Here is a 23,723-nt window from a genome sequence, read left to right as displayed (position 1 = left end):
TCAGAGAACAGGGGCGGTGGCGTCGTACATCAGGCGGCCGGGGCCGAGATCGTCCACCGGGTCGGCGGGGGCCTCGCCGACGATCAGCCGGGCCAGTGTGTCCCCCCACACGGGCGCCAGGGTGAACGCGTAGGTGCCGCCCGCGACGAAGAACCCGGGGTGGCCCGGGACCTCTCCGATCACCGGCATCTCGTCCGGGGTCGCGGCGAGCGGTCCGGCCCACATGCGCAGCAGCCGCAGATCGCCCAGGAACGGCAGGATCCGCCCCGCCTGGGCGAGGTTGCCGGACATGCTCGGCAGGCTGACGGTGCTGCGGCCGTCCATGTCCAGGCGGGCGGCGGGCCAGCCACCGCCGATCAGCAGGTTGCCGGCGCTGACCTGCTTGACCGACATGCCTTCGCCGATGTGCTGGACCAGGTGGTGCATCACCGGCGGTACGCGTACGGTCACGTGCATCTGGATCGCCACCGGTGACATACGGACGTGGATTCCGGCCAGCGCGGCGATTTCGGTGATCCACGGCCCCGCCACGTCGACGACGACCGGCGCCGTCCAACTGCGGTGGCCGGAACGCACCGTGTAGCTGTCGCCGGTCCGCTGGATGCCGGTCACCGGAGTGAAAGGGTGCAGCTGGGCGCCGTGGCGACGGGCGGCGGCCAGATAGGCGGGGGTGATCAGGAGCGGGTTGGCATAGCCGTCGAGCGGGCACCAACTGGCGGCGCGCACGCGCCGCGACAGCAATGGCAGCCGCTCACGGGCCTCGTCGCCGGTGAGCACCTCGGTGGGGATGTCCGCCGCTCGTTCCCACTCGTGTTTCTCGCGCAGTTCCTCTTCCTGTGCGGCGGTTTCGGCGACCATGAAGCCGCCGCCGCGCCGCAACTCCACGTCGGCGCCGAGCCGTTCCTCGATCTGCGCCCAGTGGTCGGACGCCCGGCGCTGAAGCGGCAGCAGACGGGCGCTGTCGACCGGGACCTCCTGGCCGGGGCGACGGGTGTGGATGGCCTGGATGTGGAGGTTGCCGGCCGTGGTGCCGGAGCCTTCGCGGTTGGGTGCGCCGCGCTCCAGCACCACGACACGATGACCGCGTTCGGCGAGGTGGAAGGCGGTGCTCGCGCCGAGGATGCCGGCGCCGATGACGATGACGTCGGGCCGGTTCACCGGTCCTCCTCTCCTTCGACCGTGGCGGCCATGGGCAGCGGTCGCAGGGGCATGCGGGCGGCGAAGCACTCCGGCTCGCCCCGCGCGGCGAGGGCGGCGACGATGTGCCCGCACTCGCGTCCCTGGCAGGGGCCCATTCCGGCCCGGGTGGCGGCCTTGGTGCCGTGCAGGTCGTTCCAGCCGGTCGCGACGGCCTGCCGGATCTCGCCCGCGCTGATCGCCTCGCAGCGGCACACCTCGGTGGCGTCGGGAAGGGCGGCCACGGCGTCGGCGGGCAGCGGGTAGAGGCGGTCGGCCAGCGCCGCGAAACGGTTCAGGGAGCGGGCCCGGCGGTGCAGTGCCGCCACCCGGCGAGGGTCGCCGGGCCCGGAGGTCAGGCGGCGCAGGATCGCGTGCGCGGCCAACTCGCCCCGTACGCCCGCCGCGTGTACGCCCGCGATGCCGGCGCAGTCCCCGGCGGCGTACAGCCCGTCCACCGAGGTCGCGCCGTCCGCGTCGACGACCGGAAGCCGTTCCGTGCCGGTCGGGTCGGGCTCGGTACGGCAGCCCAGCAGCCGGGGCAGTTCCGTACTGGGCCGGAAGCCGAAGCCCACGCACAGCGCGTCGGTCTCCAGCCGCCGTACCCTGCCGTCCGCCTGAGCGATCTCCACGGCCTCGACCTGTGTGTCGCCGTACGCGGCCAGGACGCGGGCTCCCTGCTCGACGCGCACTCCGTGACGCGCGAGGGTCAGGAGATAGCGTGCCGCCTCCGCCAGCCGTGCGGGCTGCCGCAGTGCGCCGACGGCCGTGTCCGCCCCGGGCCGGTACGGGCGGTTCAGCTCGACCAGCGCCTCGATCCGGGCGCCCACCTCCAGCAGCGCGCAGGCCACCGGGAGCAGGAAGGGACCCGTCCCGGCCAGCACGACGCGCCGGCCCACGGGCACCCGGTCCATGGTGGCCAGGTGCAGCGCGAACCCGGGGGTGACCACGCCCGGCAGCGTCCATCCGGGAAAGGGCAGGGAACGTTCGTACGCGCCCGTGGCGGCGAGCGTGGCCCGGGCCCGGACCCGGCCGAGGGTGCCGGTGTGGACATCCGAGGTGAAAAGGGTGCGCCCGTCGTCCTCAGCGCCCCAGACCAGTGTGCCGGTGCGGCAGGCGACGCCCGCCGCTCGCACCTCGCGGATGAGTTCGGTGCCGCGCGGGCGGAAGTCACCGAAGGCGGCGGCCAGTTGCGGGGCCCGGCGCTTGTAGTACTGGCCGCCCAGTTCGTCGGACTCGTCGAGGAGTACGACGTTCAGCCCGCCCCTCGCCAGCACCAGCGCCGCGTGCAGTCCGGCGGGGCCGCCCCCGACGACCGCGACGTCCGTCTCCAGGTCAGTCATGCGTCGCCGTCCGGATGTCCATGCCGTCGGTGACGTGCGCGGTGCAACTGCGGGAGCCCGGGCGGCCGTCGATGGTCACCTCGCACTCCAGACAGACGCCCATTCCGCAGAACGGGCCGCGTAGCCGGCCGTTGACCGGGTTGCGGCGCAGCGCCCAGACACCGGCCGCGACCAGGGCGGCGGTCACGGACCGGCCGGCCCAGGCCTGGGTGCGGGTGCCGTCGATGGTCACGGTGACGGTCTCGGGGGTACGGGGTGTGTGTTTGGCGGTGCTCATGGCAGTGCTCACAGAGGTCAGAGGATGCGGTCCAGGAACTGGCGGGTGCGTTGGTGCTCCGGGGCGGCGAAGAAGAGGTCCGGGGACTTGTCCTCCACCACCACGCCGTCGCTGATGAACACCACCCGGTCGGCCGCGGCCCGGGCGAAGCCCATCTCATGGCTGACGACGATCATGGTCATGCCCTCCTCGCGGAGCCGGACCATGACATCGAGCACTTCCCCGACCATCTCCGGATCCAGCGCCGATGTCGGTTCGTCGAAGAGCAGCAGTTGCGGGCGCATGGCCAGGGCGCGGGCGATGGCCACCCGCTGCTGCTGGCCGCCGGAGAGCTGGGCGGGGTAGTTGCCGGTCTTGTCGGCCAGGCCCACCATGGCCAGCAGCTCGCCTGCCGCGGCGCGCGCCTCAGCCCGGGGTACGCGGTTCACGTGCACCGGGCCGGCCGCCACGTTGTCGAGCGCGGTCATGTTCGGGAACAGGTTGAACTGCTGGAAGACCATCCCGGTGCGCCTGCGTTGGAGGGCGATCCGGCTTTCGCGCAGCGCGCCCTTCTCGCCGTAGCCGATCCGCTCGCCGCAGATGGTGACGGTGCCCGAGTCCGGGGTCTCCAGATGGTTGAGGGTGCGCAGGAACGTGCTCTTGCCGCCGCCCGACGGGCCCAGGACGAGCACGACCTCGCCCTGCCGGACCGTCAGGTCGATGCCCTTGAGGACGTCGACGTCGCCGTACGACTTGCGGACCTGGTGCGCTTCCACGACGGTCTCGATGGTCATCGGGTCTCCAATTCGAGTGCCGCGTTCCTGGTACGGCGGCCGCTGCTCGGCCGGGCCTGGTGCCCGCGGCCGACGCGCGCCTCCAGCCACCGCTGGACGAGGCCCCACAGGGTGGTCATCGCGAGGTAGTACAGGGCCGCGGCCGTAAGGCCCTCCAGGACCCGGAAGTTGGTCTGCACGGCGAACTGCGTGCGGCGCAGCAGCTCTTCGACGGAGATGACCGAGACCAGCGTCGTCGTCTTGAGCAGGCCGTTGAAGCTGTTGCCGAGCGGCGGGACCATCACCCGCAGGGCCTGCGGCATCACCACCACCCGGAACACCTTCCAGGGCGGCATGCCCAGGGCACGCGCGGCCTCCGACTGACCGCGCGGGACCGACAGCACCCCGGCCCGGACGATCTCCGACAGATACGCCGCCTCGTTGAGGACAAGGCCGACCAGGGCCGAGGTGATGACGCCGAGGCGCAGGCCCAGCTGGGGCAGGCCCGTGTAGATGATGACGAGCTGGACCAGCAGCGGGGTGCCCCGCATCAGCCAGACGTAGCCGCCGGTGACCAGCCGCAGCGGCGCGAATCCGGACGCTCTGCCGAGCGCCACGAGCACGGCGAGCGGAAGGGCGAGCGCCATGCTGACCGCCGTCAGCCAGACCGTCGTCCAGGCGCCCTGGAGGAGCAGGGGATTGTGGAGGAAGGAGAAGAAGGCTTCCCAGGACCACATGGGTCTCGCCCTTTCCGTGGTGGATGACGGGGCCGCTACTTGGCGCTGATCGCGCCGGTGGACACCTTGAGCGGGCCGGAGTAGGCCGTGACGCCGTACTTCTTGAACAACTTGGCCAGGTAGCCGTTCTCACGCAGGGTGTTCAGCGCGTCCGCCACCGCGTCGGCGGGCTTCTGCTTGCCGAATCCGAGCGCGAGCGGCGCCGGGTTCACGCCCTTCACCGCCGTCTCGAAGGCGCCGTCCTTCTGGTAGTAGCTCGTGACCGATTCGACGATTGCCACGCCTTCCACCTGGCCGGCCGACAGTGCCTGGTAGGCGTCGGCCGTGGTGGTGAAGGTGCGGACGGTGACCTGCTTCTTGCCTTCGGCTTTGAGCTTCTTGTTGAGCGCGGTGAGGGTGTCGAACTCGTAACCCGGCGCCTCCACGGCGATGGTCCGGCCCGACAGATCGTCCTCGGAGGTGATCTTCTTCGGGTTGCCCTTGACGACCGAGACGGCGACGCCCTGGATCTCGTAGGGGACGAGCTGAACCGTCTTCGCCCGCTCGGGTGTGTAGAACATGCCGGTGTCGATCATGTCCCAGCGGCCCGACTGGACGCCGGGGATCTGCGCGTCGAAGGGGATGTTGACGAACTTCGGGGTGAGGCAGAGGAGCCCCGCGATCTCGTTGCCGAGGTCCACCCGCATGCCGACGACCTTGCTGGAGGAGTCCAGGTACTGCATGGGCGGCAGAGTCGCGTTCGTCGATATCGTCAGCGTGCCCGCCGTGACCAGGTCGCTCTTGCCCAGCTTGGGCGTGCAGCCGCTCGACGCGGCGGAGGACGAGGAAGACGACGAGGACTGGCTGCCACAGGCCGTGGCCGTCAGCAGCAGGGCGGCGGATGCGGAGGCCGCGATGAGGAGTCTGCGCACGGTCGGTTCACCTTTTTCCGGTACTGGTGGAACAGGGCTGCAGCCCGGCCTCGTCGAGCGCCGCCGACAGACGGGTCAGCGCGGACGGGTCCTCCAGGGGGAGCAGCGGCGGGCGTACGTGCCCCCCGGGCTGCCCCAGCAGCCGCATCGCGGCTTTGAGCTGCGAGGTGGGTGAGGCGAACCTTGAGCTGTAGTCGTCGTTGACGAGCAGGTTCACAAGCCGTTCGTAGCGAGCGGACCATGTCCGGGCCAGATCGAGGTCACCGGCCCAGTAGGCCTCGTAGAAGGGAACGGCGAACAGCGCACCGAGGCCGCCGCCGTCGATGTTTCCCGCACCGCCGAACTCGGCCATGACGGCCATCCCCCGACGGTGGATGAAGCGGCCGAAGACCTGGACCCGGCCGGCCAGGGCCGCGCAGGTGTCGGCGACCTTCAGCTCGTCGCCGGAGCTGTCCTTGACGGCGACGACGGTGTCCAGTTCGGTCAGCTTGAGCAGGGTGTCGACGGTGATGTCGACTGCTGTGCCGCGCGGCCAGTTGTAGACCATGAGCGGCAGGTCGACCGCCTCGCCGAGGGTGGTGTAGAAGGCGACGATCTCGTCCTGGCTCGGGTGGACGTACGGCGGCGGGGTGGTGAGGATGCCGTCCGCTCCGATGGAGCGGGCGTGTTCGCCGTACCGGATGCACTCCTGCGCGGTGTACGCGCCGCAGCCGATCACCACGGGTATCCGCCCGGAGAGTTCGGCGACCGCGATCTCGGCGACCTGGCGCCGCTCCTCGGCGGTCTGGGAGAACCACTCACCGGTCGTGCCGTTCACCAGGACGCCGTGGACGCCTTGCTCCGCGTACAGCCGGAGCAACGCACGCCAGGCGTCCTCGTCGAGCGAGCCGTCGGCGGCGAACGGAGTGGGGGCGGCGGGCCAGTAGCCGCGCCAGGGCATGGCGCCCGAAGTGTTCATGGTGAGCTCCGATCGAGCGTCCGCGACATGGTCAGGGACACCTTGTGGGATCGATTGCACAGCACGCTGGCAGGCGGCGGAAGAGAGAGTCAAGGGGGCGGTGGCCGAAAATAGCCTCCGAAACGTAGTGTTTACGCCACCGACTCGACATCGTCTGCGATGATGGAGATGGCACCCCGGTCGACGAGCGGGGGCTCAATGGGATCGATTCCACGATCGGGGGTGGACCGGGTGGCAGTCACCTTGGACGAGGTGGCCGAGGCCGCAGGGGTCTCCAAGAGCACGGCCTCACGGGTGCTGAGCGGCTCCAGCCGGGTCAGTGCCCAGACGCGGCGGGCGGTGCAGTCGGCGGCGGAGCGCCTCGGCTACCGCCCGAACAGGGTCGCCAGCGGACTGCGTACGCGACGCAGCAATCTCATAGGACTGGTGATCACCAACCTGGTGAACGCCTCGTTCCACGTCATCACCGAGGTGCTCCAGCAGCGGCTGGACGAGTGCGGCTACCAGGTACTGCTGTGCGTCACCGACTCGGACCCCGCACGTGAACGCCGCTACCTGGACACGCTCCTCGACCACCGCGTCGACGGGCTGGTCATCGTGGGCACCGGCGAGAACACCGACATGGTCCGGCAGGTGAGTGCGGCCGGCATCCCGGTGGTCAACCTGATGCGCGCACCCGTCGGTGTCTCCGGCGACTGCGTGATGGCCGGCGATCGGGAGGGCGCCGAGCTGGCGGTCCAGCACCTGCTCGGCATGGGGCACCGGCGCATCGCCTTCATCGGCGGCCCGCCGGAGGTCGACTCCGGACGCGACCGTTACTCCGGTTTCGTCGCCGCCCTCGCCGCCGCCGGGATCGAGCCCGATCCCGCCCTGGTCGCGCGTGGCCCCTACACCGTGCCGTTCGGTACGGAGTCGGTCAGGCGGCTGATGGCCGCGGCCCATCCGCCCACGGCTCTGTACAGCGCCAACCACGAGGCGACGTTCGGGACTCTCGGGGCCCTGGTCCAGCTCGGCGTCCGGGTGCCGGAACAGCTCTCTCTCGTGTGCCATGAGGAGGCACCCTGGTTCCCTTACTGGCACCCTCCGATCACCGTGGTCGACAACAGCGCCCGCGACCTCGGCGAACTCGCCGTGGAGCAGCTGCTGCGCCGGATCGACAACCGCCCCGACGACGGCTCCGCCCCCGATGACGATGGCCGACTGATCCGCGTCGGTTCCCGGCTGGTGGTACGCGGCTCGACCGCGGCTCCGAGGTAGCGGACGGGCGCCGTTCGGCCCGGCGGGAGCCGATACTCTCTGCCCAAAAACAGGGCGCTGTGGGGCAACGCTGTGTCCGAGGGGATTCGACCTGCTCCAGCATCCTCGCGGCACGCACATCCACGAGCGAGCGGCGTTCGAGGCCATCGCCCCGAAGAAGGATGTCGATGGTCACGACGCATTCCTTCGCCGCGATGAGCTTCGGGCCGCCAGGCTCTGTGTCCTGCACTCCGGGCGGGATCATGCGACTGCTTGAAGCAGCAGGAGTCATTCGGGAAGCGGACGTCGTGGTAGCGGCTGTGGAACGTGCGGGTGCCGAAAGCCTCATCCACGGCCTGTGCCGTGCAGATTGGGGCCGCTCGGCGACCGCGGACGAGCAGGCCCCGCGGCCATCGTCTTGCTGGCCTCCGCCGCCGCGGGCAACGTCAACGGCGTCATCCTCCCGGTGGACAACGGCTGGTCCGCGGGCAGCGGACGACTTGGCCGTAGGACCGTTGCCCCGCCCGTACAGTGCACGGGCGGGGCACTCGGACGACTCGGGTAAGAGTGGATCCTGCTGCGGGGATCGGTCGAGGGCAGGAAGCGGGAGTCAGGACTTTGTCGGAGCCCGCGCCCACTCCTCGGCCGCCCGGTCCAGAAGCGGCTGCCGGTCGAGGTCCAGCAGCAGTCCGTCCCCGACCAGTCGGGTGACCAGGCCGTCATAAGCGGCCAGGTAGTCGTCGAGCGAGCTGTAGCGCTGGAGCAGTTCCTGCGCCGAATAGGGCTGCCAACCACCGTAGTTGCCGCAGACCGCGGTGATGCTCGCGGTGGACACCGGTGTCACCGCGGGTGGGAACGGAGAGCCCAGCGGCAGGTCGGCCGCCGGGAAGCGCACGCCTCCGAGCGGGATGCCGTCGGCATCGGTCCCAGGCACCGTCACTTCCTGATCGGGCAGGCCGTTGAGCAGCGCCGGGTCGGCGGGACGTTCTCCAGCTGTGAACAGCCGCTCGGACGGCATCGGCTTTGTCGGTCCGCCGATACCGAGATGCCGCTCCAACGCCACGAGCAGCGCCCGCGCGTAGGGCTGGCTGTGGAGAGGGTTGAGCGGGATCGGTTCGCCGTTGTTGCAGCCGAACTGCTGGAACGCCGTGTCCGCCGATGCCGCGGTCAGGACCGGGTTGTGGGCGGCCGGCCAGTCGTACCGATGGTAGTCGCCGACCTCTTTGGCCCCCCGGGAGACACTGGCCCGGAGTCGGTAGTAATCGGTGTACGCCGCCACGTCCACGAAGACGGGGTCGCTCTTCGGCCGGCGCAGCACCTGTTCCGGAGTGAGCGGAACGCCGTCCGGCCTCATGTACGGCGACTGTGGAGCGCCGTCCGCCGCGGCGACGCCGTTCACCGCGAGTTGGTTGCCGACGCCGTCCTGGGCGTAGGCACCCTGGAAGACACGTCCGCGGGCATCGTTGAAGCCTTCGGTGACGAAGCTGGTGACGAACCAACTGGCCTGGCTGAGTCCCACGAGCAACCGATGCTGGTACGAGCCGAGCGGCGAGTCGGCGCCGCCGAGTCGTCCTTCGCGCAGGAGCCGACCGAAGTCGCGGACGATGACCTGTCCGACGCCCTGGGCCGCCTCCGGAACCCCCGGCGATACACCGGTCTGCCACTGGACGCGTGCGTAGGAACGCCCCTCGTTGAACAGGAAACCGTCCCCCATGCCCCGGGGGTACGACACGTCCTGGGGTGCTCCGGAGGGCGGCGGGTCCTGGAAGGAGTTGTAGCGGTGGAGCATCAGGGGGATTCCCCGGTTCTCGGCCTCGACCACGACCTCACTGCGCTTGTCCTGCCCGACCGGGCGGATCAGCTCGAAGCCCGAGGTGTAGGTGTGGGTCCCGTCGGGTCCGGCGACCGAGGCGAGCCCGGCCACTGATTCCTCTGCCGAGACGGTCCCGGAGACGGTGCCGGCCAGCCGCTCGTACTCCCGGCCCCCGAAAGTGCCCAATGACTCGTTACGCGTCACGTCGACGTCGGTGATACGCGAACGGCTTTCTCCGGTCGCCTCGGTCAGGGCGGGTGCCGGTGCCGGGAAGGCCAGCAACGCGCCTAACACCAGGATGAACAACCGTCGTCTTTTCACGGGATCTCCTTGGGGTGGGGGAATCAGAGATGAACCGCGTCGGCGCGTCGGCAGGCGAGGCCGCTCCCGGTGACCGCGTGGGCGATGGCGGTTCGGTGTAGGGGGTCTGTGTGGTGGGGCGGGAGGACTCGGAAGGTGACGCCGCGTCCCGGTCGGGAGTGCACTTCCACGCGTGCTGCGCGAGCTGCGAGCGGCGAGTACCGATGGCCGGGCCGAGGCCGGCTCCGCCGGTGGCGTGGGTGCGTGAGGTGTCCGTGCGGAAGGGCGTCAGGCGTTTCGAGCACCCATGAGTGATCCCCCGTACCACGGTCGTGCCGCGGCGGAAGAGCTTGTTGGCCGTCTCGGGCTGCGTCAGGTCACGAACGGCCCGTCCGGGCAGGTCGGCCAAGGCCATGAACTCCCCGGCCAACAGGCCGATGGTGTCGGCCCGCTCCGAGGCCCTTGTCCGAGATGGCGTCTCCCATCCGTCCCCGCCCTGCAGCGAAACGGCCGCCGAGAGACAGCACAGCCACTCCACCCGCTGCGGGACCTCGTCGGCATTCCGCGCCATGGCGAAGCAGCCTTGCGAGTGGCCGCCCAGGACATCGCGGTCCTCGGTCATCTCACGCAGCGCGCGCCCACCACAAGGCGCCCGGCGCCCGCAGTTCGTGAGTCAGCCGCGCCCAGGTCGAGAACCCTGAACCGCCGTGCGGTCCAGAACGAATCCCACGCCGCCGTCTTTCCCGTCTCCCACGCTGTCGTCGTGGTGTGCGGTCAGCGGAGCAGGGAGCCCCAGCCTCCGTCGATCGGAACGGCCAGCCCGGTGAGGTAGGAGGAACGCTCCGAGGCCAGGAACAGGGCCAGTTCGGCGACCTCACGCGGGGTGCCGCCGCGCTGCATCGCCGGCTTCTGGAGCTTCTCCGGTGCCGCCTGGACGGCGTTCTGGCCCATATCGGTGAGGATGATGCCGGGGCACAGGGAGTTCGCCCGGATTCCGTCGGCCGCGTACTCGGTCGCCGCCACCCGGGTCAGGGCGATCACACCCGCCTTGGCCGCCGAGTAGACACCGGCGTGGGCGCCGGAGCTGGCCAGGGCCGCCAGGGACGCCCAGTTGACGATCGCGCCGCCGCCGGTGGGACGCATCGCGCGGATCGCGTGCTTGGTGCCCAGGAACACGCCGCGCAGGTCGACGGCCATGATCCGGTCGTACATCTCCAGGGTGGAGTCGGCGAGCGGAGCGCCGTCGGCGATGCCCGCCACGTTCAGTACGGCGTCCACACGGCCGAACTCGCGTACCGCGGTCTCGAACATCGCGACGACCTGGTCCTCCTGCGAGACGTCGCAGTGGACGGGTACGACCGCCTCGCCGAGCTCCGCCGCGGTGTCCTTCTCCTTGCCGCTGATGTCGGCGGCCACGACCTTGGCTCCGTGCTCGACGAACAGCTCCGCGCAGGCCTTCGCCATGCCGGCGCCGGCGCCGGTGATCACTGCCACCTTGCCATCCATGTCACCCATGCGAACTCCTCCTTCTGGTTGCGGCAGACCTGTCGACGGTTGGTCGGCAGGCTTGGTTCTTGTGCGTCCGCGGCCGGCTCAGGCCTTGATGACTGCGGCCTTCTCCCGGGTGAACTCCATGACGGCGTCGTGGCCGTAGCCGCTGTCCTTGACTCCGCTGAACGGCAGCTCGTAGCGGGTCTGGCGGTAGACGTTGACCCACACGTTGCCGGTGTCGAGGTCGCGGACGAAGCGGTGCGCGCGGGCCAGGTCACGGGTCCACACCCCCGAGGCCAGGCCGTAACGGCTGTCGTTGGCGATGGCGAGGGCCTCGTCGTCGGTGTCGAAGGGGATGACGACCGCGACCGGGCCGAAGATCTCCTCCTGGCAGATGCTCAGCGAGTTGTCCGTGGTGGTGAAGAGGGTCGGCTCGACCCAGTAGCCGCCCGGCAGTCCGGGCACAAGTTCGGCGCCGTGACGGCCGCCGAAGACGGGCTCCGCTTCCTTCTCCCCCGACGTGAGGTAGCCCACGACGCGCTCGTACTGCTCCCGGGAGATGAGCGGCCCCATGCTGGTGGCTTCGTCGGCCGGGTCACCGAGAACGATTCCCTCGGCAATCGTCCGGATGCGCTGCAGCATCTCGTCGAGGACCGGGCGCTGGACGAGGATCCGGGAGCCCGCCACACAGACCTGGCCGGCGTTGCCCGTGAAGATGGACTCGACTGTGACGCCTTGTGCGGCGGCGTCGAGGTCGGCGTCGGCGAAGACGATGTTGGGGGACTTCCCGCCGAGTTCGAAGATGCTCGGGGTGAGGGTGTCGGCCGCCGCCCGCTGGATGGCCCTGCCGGTCTCCGTCGATCCCGTCATGGTGATCTTCCGGACGTCTTGGTGCCTGACCAGGGGCTCTCCCACGTCCGCACCCAGCCCCGAGACGATGTTCAGCACCCCGGGCGGGAGCACGTCGGCCACGAGTTCGGCGAAGCGCAGCGACGACACGCTCGCCTGCTCGGGCGGCTTCACGACCACCGTGTTACCGGCCGCCAGCGCCATGGCCGCTTTGTTCGACAGCATCGCCAGCGGCGCGTTCCACGGAACGATCGCCGCGACGACACCGTAGGGTTCGCGCCGGGTGAGGCCGAAGCTCGTCGGGTCCAGCACCACGCTGTCGCCGGTGACGGCCTCCAGGGTCCGGCCCGCGGCCTGGTTCCACAGGAACGCCATGCCGATGCCGGCGCGCTGGACGTTCTCAGCCAGCAGGCGGCCGTTGTCGCGCGTCTCAAGCCTGGCCAGTTCTTCGCCGTGCTCGACGAAGACCTTCGCCACCTGCTGCAGGTAGTGGCCGCGCACCGCGGCCGGCAGCGCCGACCAGGTCGGGAAGGCCTCCCGTGCCGCCGCGACCGCGGCGTCGGCGTCGGCCCGGCCGCTCGCCGGGATCCGTGCCCAGACTTCTCCGTTCGCAGGGTTCTCGGCGTCGAGCCACCTCCCCGACTCCGCGGGTCGCAGCTCACCACCGATCAGGTTTCGATACTCCTCTGTCACGCTTCGCCTCTTTTCAAGAGTGAATGACTTGCTGGCTTGCAGGGAGAGTCAGACCCGGCCGGGCCGCGCGGGACGGTTGCACGGAACGCAATCAGCGCGACGCAACCTCATTAAACCGAGTGGACACTATCGATTAGTCAGGCGGCGAGTCAAGCAATCGTAAAGCTGCACTTCGTCCTGTTTTTTCGCCCCTCCCCCTTCCGGATGAGATCAGCAGATGAGGCACCCACCGAGGGTTCACCCTCAGGTATGTTGACTTCACCAACTACTGAAGCGAGAGTTTCATCTCAATTACGAGAGCTGTCTTGGGCACCCCGGCGGCTTGTTGGAGGAGAAGCACATGAAGATGACAGCCGATACCCGTCTTCCGTCTCCCTGGGCGGAGTCGTGAACCGGATCGTGGTGGTCGGCGCATCGGCGGGCGGACTGGCCACCGCGGAGGCTCTGCGCAGGGCACGCTACGAGGGTGCGATCACTCTCGTGGGCGACGAGATCCACGGCCCATACGACCGCCCACCGCTGTCGAAACAGGTCCTCAAGGGTGACTGGCAGCCGACCCGGCTGACGCTCCGGTCCTCGGCGGAGATCCACGCCCTCGACCTGGATCTCCGCCTGGGTGCCGCGGCCACCGGGCTGGACCGACCCGGCAGGGAAGTCGAACTGTCCGACGGCAGTCGTGTGCCGTACGACGCGCTGATCGTCGCCACCGGTGTCCGTCCGCGCCGTCTGCCGGGCTGCGACGGCGTGGGGGGTGTACATGTGCTCCGCACCCTGGAGGACGCCCTCACACTGAAGGAACGGCTTCGGCCGGGTCGGCGGCTGGTGATCGTCGGAGGCGGGTTCGTCGGAGCGGAGGTGGCGGCCACAGCCCGCGTGCTCGGCGTCGAGGTGACGCTGCTGGAGGCGGGTGCGGTCCCCATGGGACAGGCCGTCGGCGACGAATCCGGACAGTTCCTCACCCGGATCCACCAGGACCACGGCGTCGACGTGCACACGAACGCCTCGGTCGCCGGGATCCAGAGCCTCGACGGCCGGGCCACCGGCGTGCGGCTCTCCGGCGGGGACGTCCTGCCCGCGGACGACATCCTGGTGGCCATCGGCTCGCTCCCCAACACCGAATGGCTGGAGGACAGCGGCCTCCCCCTGCGGGACGGTCTGCTGTGTGACGAGTACTGCGCCGCCGTCGACGACGTCTTCGGAGTCGGTGACGTGGCCCGGTGGCACAACCCCCTCTTCGGCACGCCGATGCGCGTCGAGCACCGCACAAACGCGGCCGAGCAGGCGATGGCCGTCGCCCGCAACCTCCTCACTCCGGACCAGCGTCGGCCGTTCGCGCCGGTGCCCTACTTCTGGTCCGACCAGTACGACGTCAAGATCCATGCCTACGGCTACCTGCGCGACCACGACGAAGCGCTTGTGCTGCAGACCGATGCGACGAAGCGTCTGCTGGTCGTCTATCGCCGGGGCGAGCGGCTCACGGGCGTACTGGCCTCGGGCCTGCCACCCAAGGCCGTGCGCGCCTGGCGCTCCCTCGTCGCGGCCGACACCAACTGGGCGGACGCCCTCACCGACGCGCCCGCCGCATAACTCCTCTACCAGCAGTTCCCCGTTCCCCCCAACCCCACTGGAGGCCCCCATGAGCACCGTCACCGACCCCACCGGCAACCTCGATCTGCCCGCCTACCCCGGCGTACGCCCGTCCCGCTGCCCCCTCGACCTGCCCCCGAGTACGCGCAGTGGCGCCTGAGCAATGGCCTGCAGAAGGTGCGGCTGTGGAACGGCAGGACCGCGTGGGTGATCAGCCGCTACCAGGACGTCAAGACGGTCCTGTCGGACGAGCGAATCAGCGCGGACACCATCCGCTACCCCCAGATGCACCCCGGCGCAGAACAGATGCAGGTGCCGGCGTTCCCCCGCATGGACGACCCCGAGCACGCGCGCATCCGCCTCATGCTGACCAAGGACTTCACGGTGAAGCGCGTCGAGGCGATGCGCCACCAGGTACGCGAGCTGGTCGACCGCTTCATCGACGAGATGATCACGAAGGGCAACTCCGCCGACCTGGTGGAAGCCTTCGCCCTGCCGGTTCCCTCTCTCGTCATCTCCCTGCTGCTCGGCGTGCCCTACGAGGACCACGAGTTCTTCCAGAAGCACAGCGTCACGATCAACCTGCCGGACGTCACTCCGGAAGAGAAGTCCCAAGCCAGCGCCGCCTTGTTCGGCTTCCTGCTGGAGCTGGTGAAGCGCAAGGAGCGCGAGCCCGGCGACGACCTGATCAGCCGGCTCATCGCCGACCGTGTCAGCACCGGGGAACTCACGCGGGAGGACGTGGCGATGAACGGCATCATCCTGCTGATCGCCGGACACGAGACCACCGCCAACATGATCGGCCTGGGCGCTCTGACGCTGTTGCAGAACCCGGAGCAGGCGGCCGTCGTACGAGACAGCGACGACCCCAAGGTGGTCGCGAACGCCGTCGAGGAACTGCTGCGTTATCTGTCGATCGCCCAGGACATGATATGGCGTGCCGCCCACGAGGACCTCGTCATCGGCGGCCAGGAGGTCAAGGCCGGGGACATCCTCGCCATCAACCTGCCCTCCGCGAACCATGACGAGTCATTCCTCGACAACGCCGGTTCCCTCGACATCACCCGCAACACCCGCGGCCACCTGGCGTTCGGTTACGGCATCCACCAGTGCCTCGGCCAGAACCTGGCCCGCGTGGAGCTGACGGAGGCACTGCCCGGACTCCTGCGCAGGCTGCCGGGGCTCCGTCTGGCCGTTCCGCTCGAACAGGTCGCCTTCCGGGGCAGCATGGCCGCCTTCGGCGTCCACGAGCTGCCGGTCGCCTGGTAGCGAGCGACCACCCCACAGACCGGGGACGCCTTGAGCGGCGGCGTCCCCGCCGCGCCGCCTCGTAGGAACGGTCGGGCGGCGCGCACGTGGGCCCGGCGGCCGGTCCGCCCGCCATCCGCCGGGCCCACGGACAGCACACACCGCGCGCCTCCGCGCCGGCGGAGCCACCGGGATCGGCGCCGCCGCAGCCGAGCGGCTTGCCGAGGAGGGCACGTCCGTGGCGTGGCCGTCGGTGACCTGAACGTCGTGGGAGCGGAGGCGACCGCGGAACGCATCGCCGAAGGCGGCGGAAACGCCGTTCGGGTGGCGTCCGACCTGGCAGACGAAGACTCCGTGCACGCGCTGATCGAGCGGGCCGTGTCCGAACTCGGCGGCCTGGACGGACTGTTCAACGTCGGTGCGAATGTTCCGGACGCGGTGCCCGATCGGGACACCGACCTGCTCGGCATGGCCCCGGAGATCTGGCGTCGTACGTTCGAGGTGAACCTGCTCGGTTACACCCTGGCCTGCCGGGCGACCATCCCGCATCTGCTCGCCGCGGGGGGAGGCGCCATCGTGAACTGCTCCTCCGGCGGTGCCTGGGCCGGACTGCCGGTGCTGCCCGCGTATTCCACCTCGAAGGCCGGGGTCAACGCGCTGACCCGGCACATAGCCTCGCGTTGGGGCCAGGAAGGGAGCCGCTGCAACGCGGTGGCACCCGGACGAGTCGTGACCGAGCCCCTGCAACGCGACGGCGCCCCCGAGCCGCAACCCGGCCGGGAGATCCGCAGTACCCGTGTCGGCAGACCGGCCGACATCGCCGCGACGGTGGCTCTGCTGCTCTCCGACGACGGAGAGTGGGTCAACGGCCAGACGTGGTCGGTGTGCGGGGGCGCGAGCCTGCGGGAGTGAACCAGTCCGCCGGAGCGGTCGTTGGTCAGGCGGGCCGGGGACCCTGTCTCGGCGACTGCCAGAGCGGCTCCAGGGGTGGAAGCGGCGTCTGCTGTGCCGGGGCCAGGCCGTCGATCATCAGGGTGACATATCGCTTCCAGCCGTCGCTGTCCGCGCGCATCGTACCCAGCACGCTCAGTGCCATCACCGTGATCCGGTGCAGGTCGTCGGGGACGAGGTCCGCACGGATCCGGCCGGCCCGCTGCGCCCGCCGTGTCACGAGGATGAGCGCTTCGTAGAAGGATTCGGAGATCTCCGAGGCCAGCGAGCCCGAATTCCTCAACGCGCTGAGGATCCCTCGTTCGCGTGCCGCGAAGGACACCGCGGCCTCCAGCAAAGCCGCAAGCCCCCGCAGGTGATCCTTGTCGTGGAGCGCCGCCTCGATCGCCGGTGCCATCTCCTCGGCGACGGTCTGCTCCAGCAGCGCACGGACCAGTTCCTCCTTGTTCGGGAACCGTCGGTAGAGCGTCGCGATGCCCACACCCGCCCGACGGGCGACCTCTTCCAACGAGGCCTCGGGGCCACTCTCGGTGTAGATCTCGCGCGCGGCTCGAAGGATCTTCTCGGAGTTGCGGGCGGCGTCGGCGCGCAGTCGGCGCGGGGCATCGGAGGTCACCCGTACAGAATACCAACCGGTAGTAAACGATCCATTATCACCATGCCACTACCCCCTTAACTGATAGCATCCGATCAGTTAGTGCCTACCAAGGCTTTCAATAGCCCCAGAGCCCCAGCCCACACGGTGATTTCTTTGCCCCCACCAAGGAGTCGACCATGACGGCCATCCAGCCGACCAGTTACCCGTTCCCGACCGAGAAGCTGGATCCCAGTCCCCTGTACGCAACCTTGCGGCAGGAGCAGCCCCTGAGCCGGATCCGGCTTCCCTACGGCGAGCCCGCCTGGCTGGCCACTCGCCCCGGATCGAGCGGGTCGCCACCGAACTGGCGACACGATGCGCGCCAAGGGCGCCCCTGCCGATCTGGTCGCCGACTTCGCGCTGCCACTGCCGATCACCGTGATCTGCACCCTGCTCGGGGTGCCGTTCGGGGACCGCGCCGACTTCCGCGTCTGGGCCGACGCGTTCGTCTCCACCACGAAGTACACACCCGAGAAGGCAGCGGAGTACCGAGACAGCCTGACCGAGTAGTACAGGGCCGCCCTGATCGCCGACCACCGCGAGACCCCCCGCGACGACCTGATCGGCGACCTCGTGGCCGCGCGGGACGAGGACGACCGGCTCTCCGAGCTCCTGCGCTTCGTCCCGCTGACCACCGCTGCCACGTTCGCGCGCTATGCCCTGGAGGACATAGAGGTCGGCGGAGTGACGGTACGCGCGGGCGAGGCCGTGATTCGCCCTGCACTCGGCCAACCGCGACGACTCCGCGTTCACTTGCCCCCACCAACTCGACCTGGAACGCCGCGAGGCACAACACTTCGCGTTCGGGCACGGCGTGCACCACTGCCTGGGCTCCCCGCTTGCCCGAGTCGAGCTCCAGGTGTCCCTGCGCACCCTGCTCACCCGATTCCCGGGTCTCAGGCTCAGTGGTTCTGAGACAGACGTCGTCTGGAAGACCGGCATGCTCACCCGCGGCCCGGAGCGGATGCCCGTGGCCTGGGATCAGTCCTGACCTCCACCTCCACCTCCACCTCCACCTCCAAGGAGACAACCATGCACATCGAATTCGACGAGCCCAAGTGCGTCGCCGCCGGCCAGTGCGTCATGGCCGCCCCCGAGGTCTTCGACCAGCGGGAGGAGGACGGCATCGCCATCCTGCTCGCCGAAACCCCCGCGCCGGAGTTCCACGACGGCGTGCGCGAGGCCGCGGCGATCTGCCCGGCGGCCGCGATCCGGCTGAAGGAATAGCCACGACTGCCGGCACACCGGCCTCCCGGCCACTGCCCCGCCAGGAGGTGCTCCCCCCCGGAGCGCCTCCCACGCGGCGTGGCCGTCCGCGCACGTGTGCGTCCAGCCGCCCGGCTGTGGCCGGGCCCGCCGCCGGGCGGAAGGGCTCGTCGAGGGCGATGGCTGACCGGTAAGCGGTCAGGGGCAGTGCGGAGAGCTGTGTCTCCGTCCCGGCGAAGGCATCGGACTCGGCGCGGATCGGAATTATCAAAGGCTCCGGGTGGGGCGGGTGAACGAGGTGTGCCGATGGCCCGGCATCCGTGGGTCGGCGTGCGGATGCCGGGCCATCGGCGGGTGGATCACATCTCTTCGAGTGTGCCGACGTGCAGCTCGCCGATCCGGCCCTCGGGGGTGTCGTAGGTCCAGAAGGCGTGGACCGTGAGGGTGTTGAGGTTCGTCGCGTGGGTGACGGTCATGTCGGACTTCTCTACCCAGCCGAGCAGAAAGACGCCCGGGGCGACCTCGGCTGCGTGCAGTGCGACGTCCTCGCTCGCGCCGGTGTTGGGGCCGGTGACGGTCTCGTAGTGCAGCGTGGTGCCGTCGGGGCTGTAGGTGTTGTGGAAGACGATGCCGTTGTCGACGCTGAACTTGTACGCCTTTCCTGCGTAGGTGAGGTCGCTCATGGGCTTGTGCTCCGTCGGTCGACGCGTTCGTTGAGTCGGACGGTGTGCGGGCCGGTCAGAACAGGCCGTTGCCGTGCGGCAGTTCGGCCGGGACGGGCGCGATGACGTCCCAGTGCTCGACGATCTTTCCGGTCGCGACACGGAAGAGGTCGTAGTAGGCGACGGGCACGCCGAACTCGCCCTCGGACTGCGTCAGGACGAACTCGCCCTCGGCGATGACCTTATGAACCTTCTTGTAGACGAGGTTCTTGCCCTGCCCGGCCCACTTGGCCGCGGCTGATCCGAAGCCGTCGAGGCCGTCGGCGGCCTGGGTGTTGTGCTGGTGGTAGGTCTCGGTGGAGATGTAGTCGGTGAGCACCGAGTAGTCGGCGCCGACGAGGACCTTCTCGGCGAACTCGGACACCAGGGCACGGTTGGCGTCGGTCTTGTCGGTCTCGGTGACCGCGGCGGGGCCGTCGGTCTGGGAGCGGCCGGAGACGGTGTCCTTGACCTGCGGGGTCAGGGCGTCCCAGTGCTCGGCCAGTTTGCCGTCGGCGTCGACCCGGAAGATGTCGAACCCGACGAGCGGGTCCGGACCGAAGCCGTGGTAGGTGCCATGCAGGGCGACCAGGTCACCGTCGGCGATGACCCGGGCACCTTCGTAGCGGAAGTCCTCGCCCAAGCTGGCGACGAGTCCGCGGAGGGTCTCAGGGCCGTCGGCGGCGAGGGCGCTGTGCTGCTTGTAGTTCGCGGCCACCCAGCGGTCCACGGCGGAGGGGTCCTTGTCGCCGAACAGCTCGGCGGCGGCCTGGAGGACGGTGTTCCTTGCGTTGCTCATGACTGTCTTCCTTATTTGTGGACCTGCGCAGGATGGACCGGTGGTCGAGTGGCGATGTGTTCAAACTATGCCGGTGACGTCGTCTCCACCGGCACGAACGGCGACTAATGATTGTCAGAAAGCGACACTCTTCTTCCGTCGAGGCGCCGGTTACTGCCGAGCGTCCGGTCGGCCGCTCGTCGCCTGGATGCGCAGGACCGGCTTGAGCACGGTTCCGCTCGCGGCGTCGGCGGCCGCCTCGTTGATCTGGTCGGGCGTGTACACACGGACCATGCGGTCGAAGGGCAGGCGTCCGTGCCGGTGCAGGTCAACCAGGGAGGGGACGAAGGTGAGCAGGTCGCTGTCGCCTTCAGTGACACCGCGGATCATGCGCCCGTTGAGCAGGAAGTTGACGTCGAAGGTGCCGTCGGTGCCGGTCGGCGGGGCGCCGACCACGCCGACGGTGCCGCGCACGGCGAGTGCGTCGGAGGCCTGCCGCAGCAGGGCGGGTACGCCGCTGCTCTCCACGGCGTGGGTGACGCCCCGGCCGCCGGTGATCTCCTTCATGCGCGCGGGTATGTCTTCCTCTTTGCCGTTGATTCCGCCAAGGAGACGTTCCGTTTCCGTAGCGGCACGACCAACGTACGAAAGGTGCGTAGGGAGAGCCGGATAAACTTCCGACTGATGATGGCCAAAAACCGACACGGATGTCCGCGCGAGATCCCGGAGATCCCGTTCGCCGCGCCCGCGGGCACGCCTGCCGGGGTCGAGGTCATGTCGCTGGCGGAGCTACGGCGGCGCGTCTCCGAGCACACCCTCGCGCGGCCCCAGCGCCCCGATTTCCACCACCTGCTCACGCTCACCGCGGGTGACCTCTGGCATGTCGTCGACTTCACCAGCTACGCCCTGAGGCCGGGCTCCTGGCTGTGGGTGCGCCCGGGGCAGGTGCATCAGTGGGGCGATCTCGCCAAGGCCGAGGGCACGCTGATCCTCTTCCAGCAGGACGTGCTGGACCCGGCCACGGCGACGGCCGCCCGTGTCGATGACCCGCACGCACCGGTGGTCACCACCCCCGTCGCCGCCGACGCCGAGGCGGTCGCCATGGCCACGGAACACCTGAGCCGCGAGTTCCAGGCGCTCGGTCAGCTGCCTCTGGACATACACATGGCGACCCTGCGTCACCTCGTCGCCGTGCTCCTGCTGCGACTGGCTCATCTCACCGTCCCGGTCGGCAGCCCCGCTCTGGAGCCGAACGAGACCTACCTTCGGTTCCGTGACGCGGTCGAACGGCACTTCACCGTCACCCGGAGGGTGGAGGACTACGCCCACATGCTCGGCTATTCGGGCCGCACCCTCGCCCGGGCGACCCTGGCCAGCGCCGGGCTCAGCGCGAAGGAGTTCATCGACCGCCGGGTCGTACTGGAGGCGAAGCGTCTGCTGGCGCACGGTGACGAGACCGCGGCACAGATCTCGGACCACCTCGGGTTCGTCACGCCCTCCCAGTTCAGCAAGTACTTCATGCAACGCACGGGGCGTTCCCCGATCGACTTCCGCAAGGAGATCCGGGGACTGGCGACGAGTGAGTCGCATTTTGACCATCAGGGCACCGCTTCAGACCTCGCCGAGGCCTCTCCGAAGAGTCCGTGTCCGCAGCCGGCCTCGCTCTCGTGGCCGGCGTGGTGATCGTTCCCTCCGCGTTGGCCACGCCCGAGCACGGCACGCCGACGCGTGCGGCGAGCGATCTGTCCGCCCGGGAACTGCGCAACCAGAAGGCCGCTGTTGCGCTGCTGGACGAGGCCTTCAACCAGCACCGGCCGGGCAAGGCCGCCGAGAAATACATCAGCGCCGACACCTACATCCAGCACAACCCGAACTTCGGCAACGGCCGGGATGCCTTCGTCAGCGGCGTCACGGGCTACCTCCAGCAGTTCCCGGACGCCTCGCTGACCTTCAAGCGGACCGTGACCCAGGGCGATCTCGTGGTCGTGCAGGGCTTGGCGAAGACGTCGGCCGAGGACCGCGGCACGGTCGAGGTGGACACTTTCCGCTTCGACCAGCACGGCCGGATCGTCGAGCACTGGGACGCTCTGCAGGCGGTCGCGGAGAAGAGCGCCAACGGCAACCCGCAGGTCTGACCCGCCAGGACCACCACAACGCCTGACCTCCAAGGGGGGAGGTGCGGGCGTTCTGTCCTGTGCCTGGGGCGGGACCGATCAGAAGGGGTAGTGGGCCTGTTGGGTCGCGATCGTCACCCAGCGGGTGTTGGAGAACGCCTCGATGCCCCACCGTCCGCCGAACCGGCCGTATCCGGAGGCCCTCACGCAGCCCTCGGCTGCCATCGCCTGCAGAACAGCGCCGAGTTCGGTGTCGAAGGGGGGCGGTGTCGGTTTCACGGGGTCTCCTCACATGGTTGCTTCACGGTGAGCAGCGGCAGAACGATGTCGTCGACGAGGTGGCGGAGATACGTCTCGTCGGGCATGCGGCCGAGTGCGAATCCGCGCACGAAGAGAAGTGCGGCGGGGATCTCGTCGACCAGGCGGGCGTCGTGGCCGGGCGGCAGTTCGCCGCGTTCCTCAGCCCGGGTACAGATGGCCCGACCGGGTGATTCCTTGAACGTCGTCAACGGCCGTAGTAGTGCTGCCAGTTCGGCGTCATGGCGCATCGTGAGGGAGAGACCGGCGATCACGGCGCCCTCCTCGCCGGACGCCTGCTCGGCGAGACGGCTCACGTAGGCCACCAGGTCGCCGCGCAGTGTGCCGGTGTCGGGCACCGCAAGGCTCGTCATGCGCGCGGCGCGGACAGCGGCGGTGACCAGCTCGCCCTTGGTGGGCCAGTGACGGTAGAGCGTGGCCTTGCTCGCACGGGCGCGGGCCGCCACGGCCTCGTAGCGCAGCCCCTCGTAACCCGACTCCGCGAGCACTTCGTACGTCGCGCGCAGGATGGCTTTCTCCCGGGAGGCCCTGATCCGCTTGGTGGATCCGAGCATCCCGTGGGCCGGTGCCGGTACCGTCATGGCACTTGCCTCGTCCGGCACGTCAGGCGAAGACCTGGACCAGCTTGCCGCGCACGCGACGGCCCGACAGTTCGGTCAGCGCCGTCGGCACGTCCTCCAGGGGCAGGGTTCGGGTCACCATCGGGTCCAGCCGTCTGTCGGCGGCCATGCCGAGCAATTCGGTGAGCATCGTCGACAACTGCTCCCGGGATCGTTCGTCCCCGACCGTGTACGCGGCGCCGAGCGCGATCTCGTGGAGGGAGGGTGCCATCGAGAACTGCGGCACCACGCTCAGGTCCGGTCGTCCCGCGATCGCGGCGAGGCGGCCACCGTGCACCAGGAGACCCAGGTTGGCCGTGGCTGAGTCCGGGCCCACGGTGTCGACCACGGCGTCCACACCCCGGCCGTCGGTCAACTCCCCTACGCGGGAGGGTACGTCCTCGGTGCGGTGGTCGACGACGGCTTCCGCGCCCAGTCCCTTCACATGCGCGGTGTTGTGGGCGGACGCGGTGGCAAGCACCCGCGCTCCGGCCAGTGCGGCCAGTTGGACCGCGAAGCCGCCGACTCCCCCGGCACCACCGGTGACGAGAACGGTGTCCCCCGCGGTGACGTGCAGACGGCGCACCACCGCCTGATAGGCCGTCAGGCCGGCCGACGGCAGAGCGGCGGCGTCCGTCGGATCGATGACCGCCGGCACCGGTGCCAGGACCTTGGCGTCCGCCAGGGTGTACTCGGCGAAGCCGCCACGCTCGCGGATGTCCGCGTGGTATGCGACACGCTGCCCCGGGCGGACGTTCGTCACTCCCGGACCAAGTACGTCCACGATGCCCACGACGTCCAGTCCGAGAACGGCCGGCCAGGTCCACTCGGGGATGCCGTGGGCGGCACGCTGGTAGTCCGACGGGTTCAGTCCGCAGGCCTCGACTCTGATCCGTACCTGTCCTGGACCGGGCTCGGGGACCGGCAGGTCCGCGAGCCGCAGGGTGTCGCACGGGCCGGGCCGGTCGAGAACCAGAGCGCGCATGAAGGGTTCTGCTCCTAGGGTGTCGTCATGAGTGCGTGGTGTGCCGCTCTCCGCCGGGCACAG

24 protein-coding genes and 3 pseudogenes are annotated in these 23,723 nt (G+C 69.6%); 10 read left to right on the top strand and 17 right to left on the bottom strand.

Annotation, left to right across the window (positions count from 1 at the left end; translation table 11 throughout):
- Genes E0500_RS23110 through E0500_RS23080 form a run of 7 tightly spaced genes read right to left on the bottom strand, consistent with a single transcriptional unit; the run spans position 1 to position 6,154 of the window.
- Positions 1-1,158, bottom strand: coding sequence for an FAD-binding oxidoreductase (locus E0500_RS23110; RefSeq protein WP_131567196.1), 1,158 nt, complete (start codon positions 1,156-1,158; stop codon positions 1-3).
- Positions 1,155-2,519: an FAD-dependent oxidoreductase gene (locus E0500_RS23105; RefSeq protein WP_131567199.1), complete on the bottom strand. Its 1,365-nt coding sequence runs from the start codon at positions 2,517-2,519 to the stop codon at positions 1,155-1,157. Before E0500_RS23105 ends, E0500_RS23110 begins: the two co-directional genes overlap by 4 nt.
- Complete coding sequence (locus tag E0500_RS23100) at positions 2,512-2,796, bottom strand: (2Fe-2S)-binding protein (protein ID WP_131567202.1); 285 nt, start codon at positions 2,794-2,796, stop codon at positions 2,512-2,514. Before E0500_RS23100 ends, E0500_RS23105 begins: the two co-directional genes overlap by 8 nt.
- Before the next feature lie 17 nt (positions 2,797-2,813).
- Positions 2,814-3,563 carry an amino acid ABC transporter ATP-binding protein gene (locus tag E0500_RS23095; protein WP_309505239.1) on the bottom strand — a complete coding sequence of 250 codons (750 nt, stop codon included), beginning with the start codon at positions 3,561-3,563 and terminating at the stop codon, positions 2,814-2,816.
- 2 nt (positions 3,564-3,565) lie between these two features.
- Entirely contained in the window at positions 3,566-4,285 is a 720-nt protein-coding gene (locus E0500_RS23090) for an amino acid ABC transporter permease (protein WP_131567210.1), read from the bottom strand.
- A gap of 35 nt (positions 4,286-4,320) precedes the next feature.
- On the bottom strand, positions 4,321-5,196 hold the full coding sequence (locus E0500_RS23085; RefSeq protein ID WP_131567213.1) for an ABC transporter substrate-binding protein: 876 nt from the start codon (positions 5,194-5,196) through the stop codon (positions 4,321-4,323).
- A gap of 7 nt (positions 5,197-5,203) precedes the next feature.
- Complete coding sequence (locus E0500_RS23080) at positions 5,204-6,154, bottom strand: dihydrodipicolinate synthase family protein (RefSeq protein WP_131567216.1); 951 nt, start codon at positions 6,152-6,154, stop codon at positions 5,204-5,206.
- Between the two features lie 231 nt (positions 6,155-6,385).
- On the opposite strand from E0500_RS23080, the gene E0500_RS23075 reads away from it, so the two are divergent.
- The 3 genes and pseudogenes from E0500_RS23075 to E0500_RS45475 all read left to right on the top strand — a co-directional run.
- Positions 6,386-7,411, top strand: coding sequence for a LacI family DNA-binding transcriptional regulator (locus E0500_RS23075; protein WP_131567219.1), 1,026 nt, complete (start codon positions 6,386-6,388; stop codon positions 7,409-7,411).
- A 91-nt stretch (positions 7,412-7,502) separates the two neighbouring features.
- Positions 7,503-7,680: pseudogene (locus E0500_RS45480) on the top strand (bifunctional 5,10-methylene-tetrahydrofolate dehydrogenase/5,10-methylene-tetrahydrofolate cyclohydrolase); the annotation flags it as partial.
- 84 nt (positions 7,681-7,764) lie between these two features.
- Positions 7,765-7,877 (top strand): annotated as a pseudogene (locus E0500_RS45475) (3-ketoacyl-ACP reductase); the annotation flags it as partial.
- Positions 7,878-8,000: 123 nt separating this feature from the next.
- On the opposite strand, the gene E0500_RS23070 reads toward E0500_RS45475, so the two are convergent.
- The 3 genes from E0500_RS23070 to E0500_RS23060 form a co-directional block, all read right to left on the bottom strand.
- Positions 8,001-9,524 (bottom strand): alpha/beta hydrolase domain-containing protein, encoded by a 1,524-nt coding sequence (locus E0500_RS23070; RefSeq protein WP_131567222.1) that lies wholly within the window; start codon positions 9,522-9,524, stop codon positions 8,001-8,003.
- A gap of 753 nt (positions 9,525-10,277) precedes the next feature.
- Positions 10,278-11,018 carry an SDR family NAD(P)-dependent oxidoreductase gene (locus tag E0500_RS23065; RefSeq protein ID WP_131567225.1) on the bottom strand — a complete coding sequence of 247 codons (741 nt, stop codon included), beginning with the start codon at positions 11,016-11,018 and terminating at the stop codon, positions 10,278-10,280.
- Positions 11,019-11,096: 78 nt separating this feature from the next.
- Positions 11,097-12,536, bottom strand: a complete 1,440-nt coding sequence (locus E0500_RS23060) for an aldehyde dehydrogenase family protein (protein ID WP_131567228.1) — start codon at positions 12,534-12,536, stop codon at positions 11,097-11,099.
- A gap of 387 nt (positions 12,537-12,923) precedes the next feature.
- Between E0500_RS23060 and E0500_RS23055 the strand changes: the two genes are divergently transcribed.
- From E0500_RS23055 to E0500_RS23045, 3 genes are all read left to right on the top strand, one after another.
- Positions 12,924-14,123, top strand: a complete 1,200-nt coding sequence (locus tag E0500_RS23055; RefSeq protein WP_181587104.1) for an FAD-dependent oxidoreductase — start codon at positions 12,924-12,926, stop codon at positions 14,121-14,123.
- A 177-nt stretch (positions 14,124-14,300) separates the two neighbouring features.
- Positions 14,301-15,392, top strand: coding sequence for a cytochrome P450 (locus E0500_RS23050; protein WP_220140580.1), 1,092 nt, complete (start codon positions 14,301-14,303; stop codon positions 15,390-15,392).
- A 222-nt stretch (positions 15,393-15,614) separates the two neighbouring features.
- Entirely contained in the window at positions 15,615-16,283 is a 669-nt protein-coding gene (locus E0500_RS23045; protein WP_309505123.1) for an SDR family oxidoreductase, read from the top strand.
- Between the two features lie 25 nt (positions 16,284-16,308).
- On the opposite strand, the gene E0500_RS23040 is transcribed toward E0500_RS23045, so the two are convergent.
- The gene (locus tag E0500_RS23040) at positions 16,309-16,938 is read right to left on the bottom strand and encodes a TetR/AcrR family transcriptional regulator (RefSeq protein WP_131568015.1); all 630 of its coding nucleotides are present in this window, start codon (positions 16,936-16,938) and stop codon (positions 16,309-16,311) included.
- 158 nt (positions 16,939-17,096) lie between these two features.
- Here E0500_RS23040 and E0500_RS45470 point away from each other — a divergent pair.
- Together E0500_RS45470 and E0500_RS23030 are read left to right on the top strand one after the other, a co-directional pair.
- A pseudogene (locus tag E0500_RS45470) lies at positions 17,097-17,950 on the top strand (cytochrome P450).
- Positions 17,951-17,991: 41 nt separating this feature from the next.
- A complete protein-coding gene (locus tag E0500_RS23030; protein WP_131568013.1) occupies positions 17,992-18,186 on the top strand; it encodes a ferredoxin in 195 nt (64 codons plus the stop codon).
- A 338-nt stretch (positions 18,187-18,524) separates the two neighbouring features.
- On the opposite strand, the gene E0500_RS23025 is transcribed toward E0500_RS23030, so the two are convergent.
- The 3 genes from E0500_RS23025 to E0500_RS23015 all read right to left on the bottom strand — a co-directional run bounded on the left by E0500_RS23025 (position 18,525) and on the right by E0500_RS23015 (position 20,349).
- Positions 18,525-18,848: a MoaF-related domain-containing protein gene (locus E0500_RS23025; protein ID WP_131568011.1), complete on the bottom strand. Its 324-nt coding sequence runs from the start codon at positions 18,846-18,848 to the stop codon at positions 18,525-18,527.
- Between the two features lie 55 nt (positions 18,849-18,903).
- Complete coding sequence (locus E0500_RS23020) at positions 18,904-19,665, bottom strand: nuclear transport factor 2 family protein (RefSeq protein ID WP_131568009.1); 762 nt, start codon at positions 19,663-19,665, stop codon at positions 18,904-18,906.
- A gap of 150 nt (positions 19,666-19,815) precedes the next feature.
- On the bottom strand, positions 19,816-20,349 hold the full coding sequence (locus E0500_RS23015) for a zinc-binding dehydrogenase (protein ID WP_309505121.1): 534 nt from the start codon (positions 20,347-20,349) through the stop codon (positions 19,816-19,818).
- Here E0500_RS23015 and E0500_RS23010 point away from each other — a divergent pair.
- Positions 20,329-21,327, top strand: coding sequence for an AraC family transcriptional regulator (locus E0500_RS23010; RefSeq protein ID WP_181587103.1), 999 nt, complete (start codon positions 20,329-20,331; stop codon positions 21,325-21,327). The genes E0500_RS23015 and E0500_RS23010 overlap by 21 nt on opposite strands.
- Positions 21,288-21,779: a nuclear transport factor 2 family protein gene (locus E0500_RS23005; protein ID WP_131568005.1), complete on the top strand. Its 492-nt coding sequence runs from the start codon at positions 21,288-21,290 to the stop codon at positions 21,777-21,779. Before E0500_RS23010 ends, E0500_RS23005 begins: the two co-directional genes overlap by 40 nt.
- 78 nt (positions 21,780-21,857) lie before the next feature.
- Here the strand turns inward: E0500_RS23005 and E0500_RS23000 are convergent, their stop codons facing one another.
- From E0500_RS23000 to E0500_RS22990, 3 genes are read right to left on the bottom strand one after another with little or no spacing between them, the layout of a single operon-like run.
- Positions 21,858-22,037 carry a hypothetical protein gene (locus tag E0500_RS23000; protein ID WP_131568003.1) on the bottom strand — a complete coding sequence of 60 codons (180 nt, stop codon included), beginning with the start codon at positions 22,035-22,037 and terminating at the stop codon, positions 21,858-21,860.
- Positions 22,034-22,657: a TetR/AcrR family transcriptional regulator gene (locus E0500_RS22995; protein WP_165935127.1), complete on the bottom strand. Its 624-nt coding sequence runs from the start codon at positions 22,655-22,657 to the stop codon at positions 22,034-22,036. The genes E0500_RS23000 and E0500_RS22995 overlap by 4 nt, the downstream gene beginning before the upstream one ends.
- A 22-nt stretch (positions 22,658-22,679) precedes the next feature.
- On the bottom strand, positions 22,680-23,660 hold the full coding sequence (locus E0500_RS22990) for a zinc-binding dehydrogenase (protein ID WP_131568001.1): 981 nt from the start codon (positions 23,658-23,660) through the stop codon (positions 22,680-22,682).
- Between the last annotated feature and the right edge of the window lie 63 nt (positions 23,661-23,723).

The sequence above is a fragment of the Streptomyces sp. KM273126 genome (genome assembly GCF_004337435.2).
GTDB lineage: Bacteria > Actinomycetota > Actinomycetes > Streptomycetales > Streptomycetaceae > Streptomyces > Streptomyces acidicola.
Note: the sequence above shows the minus strand (reverse complement) of the source record. Positions and strands in the feature narration are given on the sequence as shown.

Excerpts from the sequence above, each read along its gene's own strand:
- E0500_RS23065 (WP_131567225.1), bottom strand. The coding sequence starts at position 11,018 with ATGGGTGACATGGATGGCAAGGTGGCAGTGATCACCGGCGCCGGCGCC.
- E0500_RS23105 (WP_131567199.1), bottom strand. The coding sequence starts at position 2,519 with ATGACTGACCTGGAGACGGACGTCGCGGTCGTCGGGGGCGGCCCCGCC.
- E0500_RS23030 (WP_131568013.1), top strand. The coding sequence starts at position 17,992 with ATGCACATCGAATTCGACGAGCCCAAGTGCGTCGCCGCCGGCCAGTGC.
- E0500_RS22990 (WP_131568001.1), bottom strand. The coding sequence starts at position 23,660 with ATGCGCGCTCTGGTTCTCGACCGGCCCGGCCCGTGCGACACCCTGCGG.
- E0500_RS23090 (WP_131567210.1), bottom strand. The coding sequence starts at position 4,285 with ATGTGGTCCTGGGAAGCCTTCTTCTCCTTCCTCCACAATCCCCTGCTC.
- E0500_RS23100 (WP_131567202.1), bottom strand. The coding sequence starts at position 2,796 with ATGAGCACCGCCAAACACACACCCCGTACCCCCGAGACCGTCACCGTG.
- E0500_RS23025 (WP_131568011.1), bottom strand. The coding sequence starts at position 18,848 with ATGAGCGACCTCACCTACGCAGGAAAGGCGTACAAGTTCAGCGTCGAC.
- E0500_RS22995 (WP_165935127.1), bottom strand. The coding sequence starts at position 22,657 with ATGACGGTACCGGCACCGGCCCACGGGATGCTCGGATCCACCAAGCGG.
- E0500_RS23080 (WP_131567216.1), bottom strand. The coding sequence starts at position 6,154 with ATGAACACTTCGGGCGCCATGCCCTGGCGCGGCTACTGGCCCGCCGCC.
- E0500_RS23020 (WP_131568009.1), bottom strand. The coding sequence starts at position 19,665 with ATGAGCAACGCAAGGAACACCGTCCTCCAGGCCGCCGCCGAGCTGTTC.
- E0500_RS23010 (WP_181587103.1), top strand. The coding sequence starts at position 20,329 with ATGATGGCCAAAAACCGACACGGATGTCCGCGCGAGATCCCGGAGATC.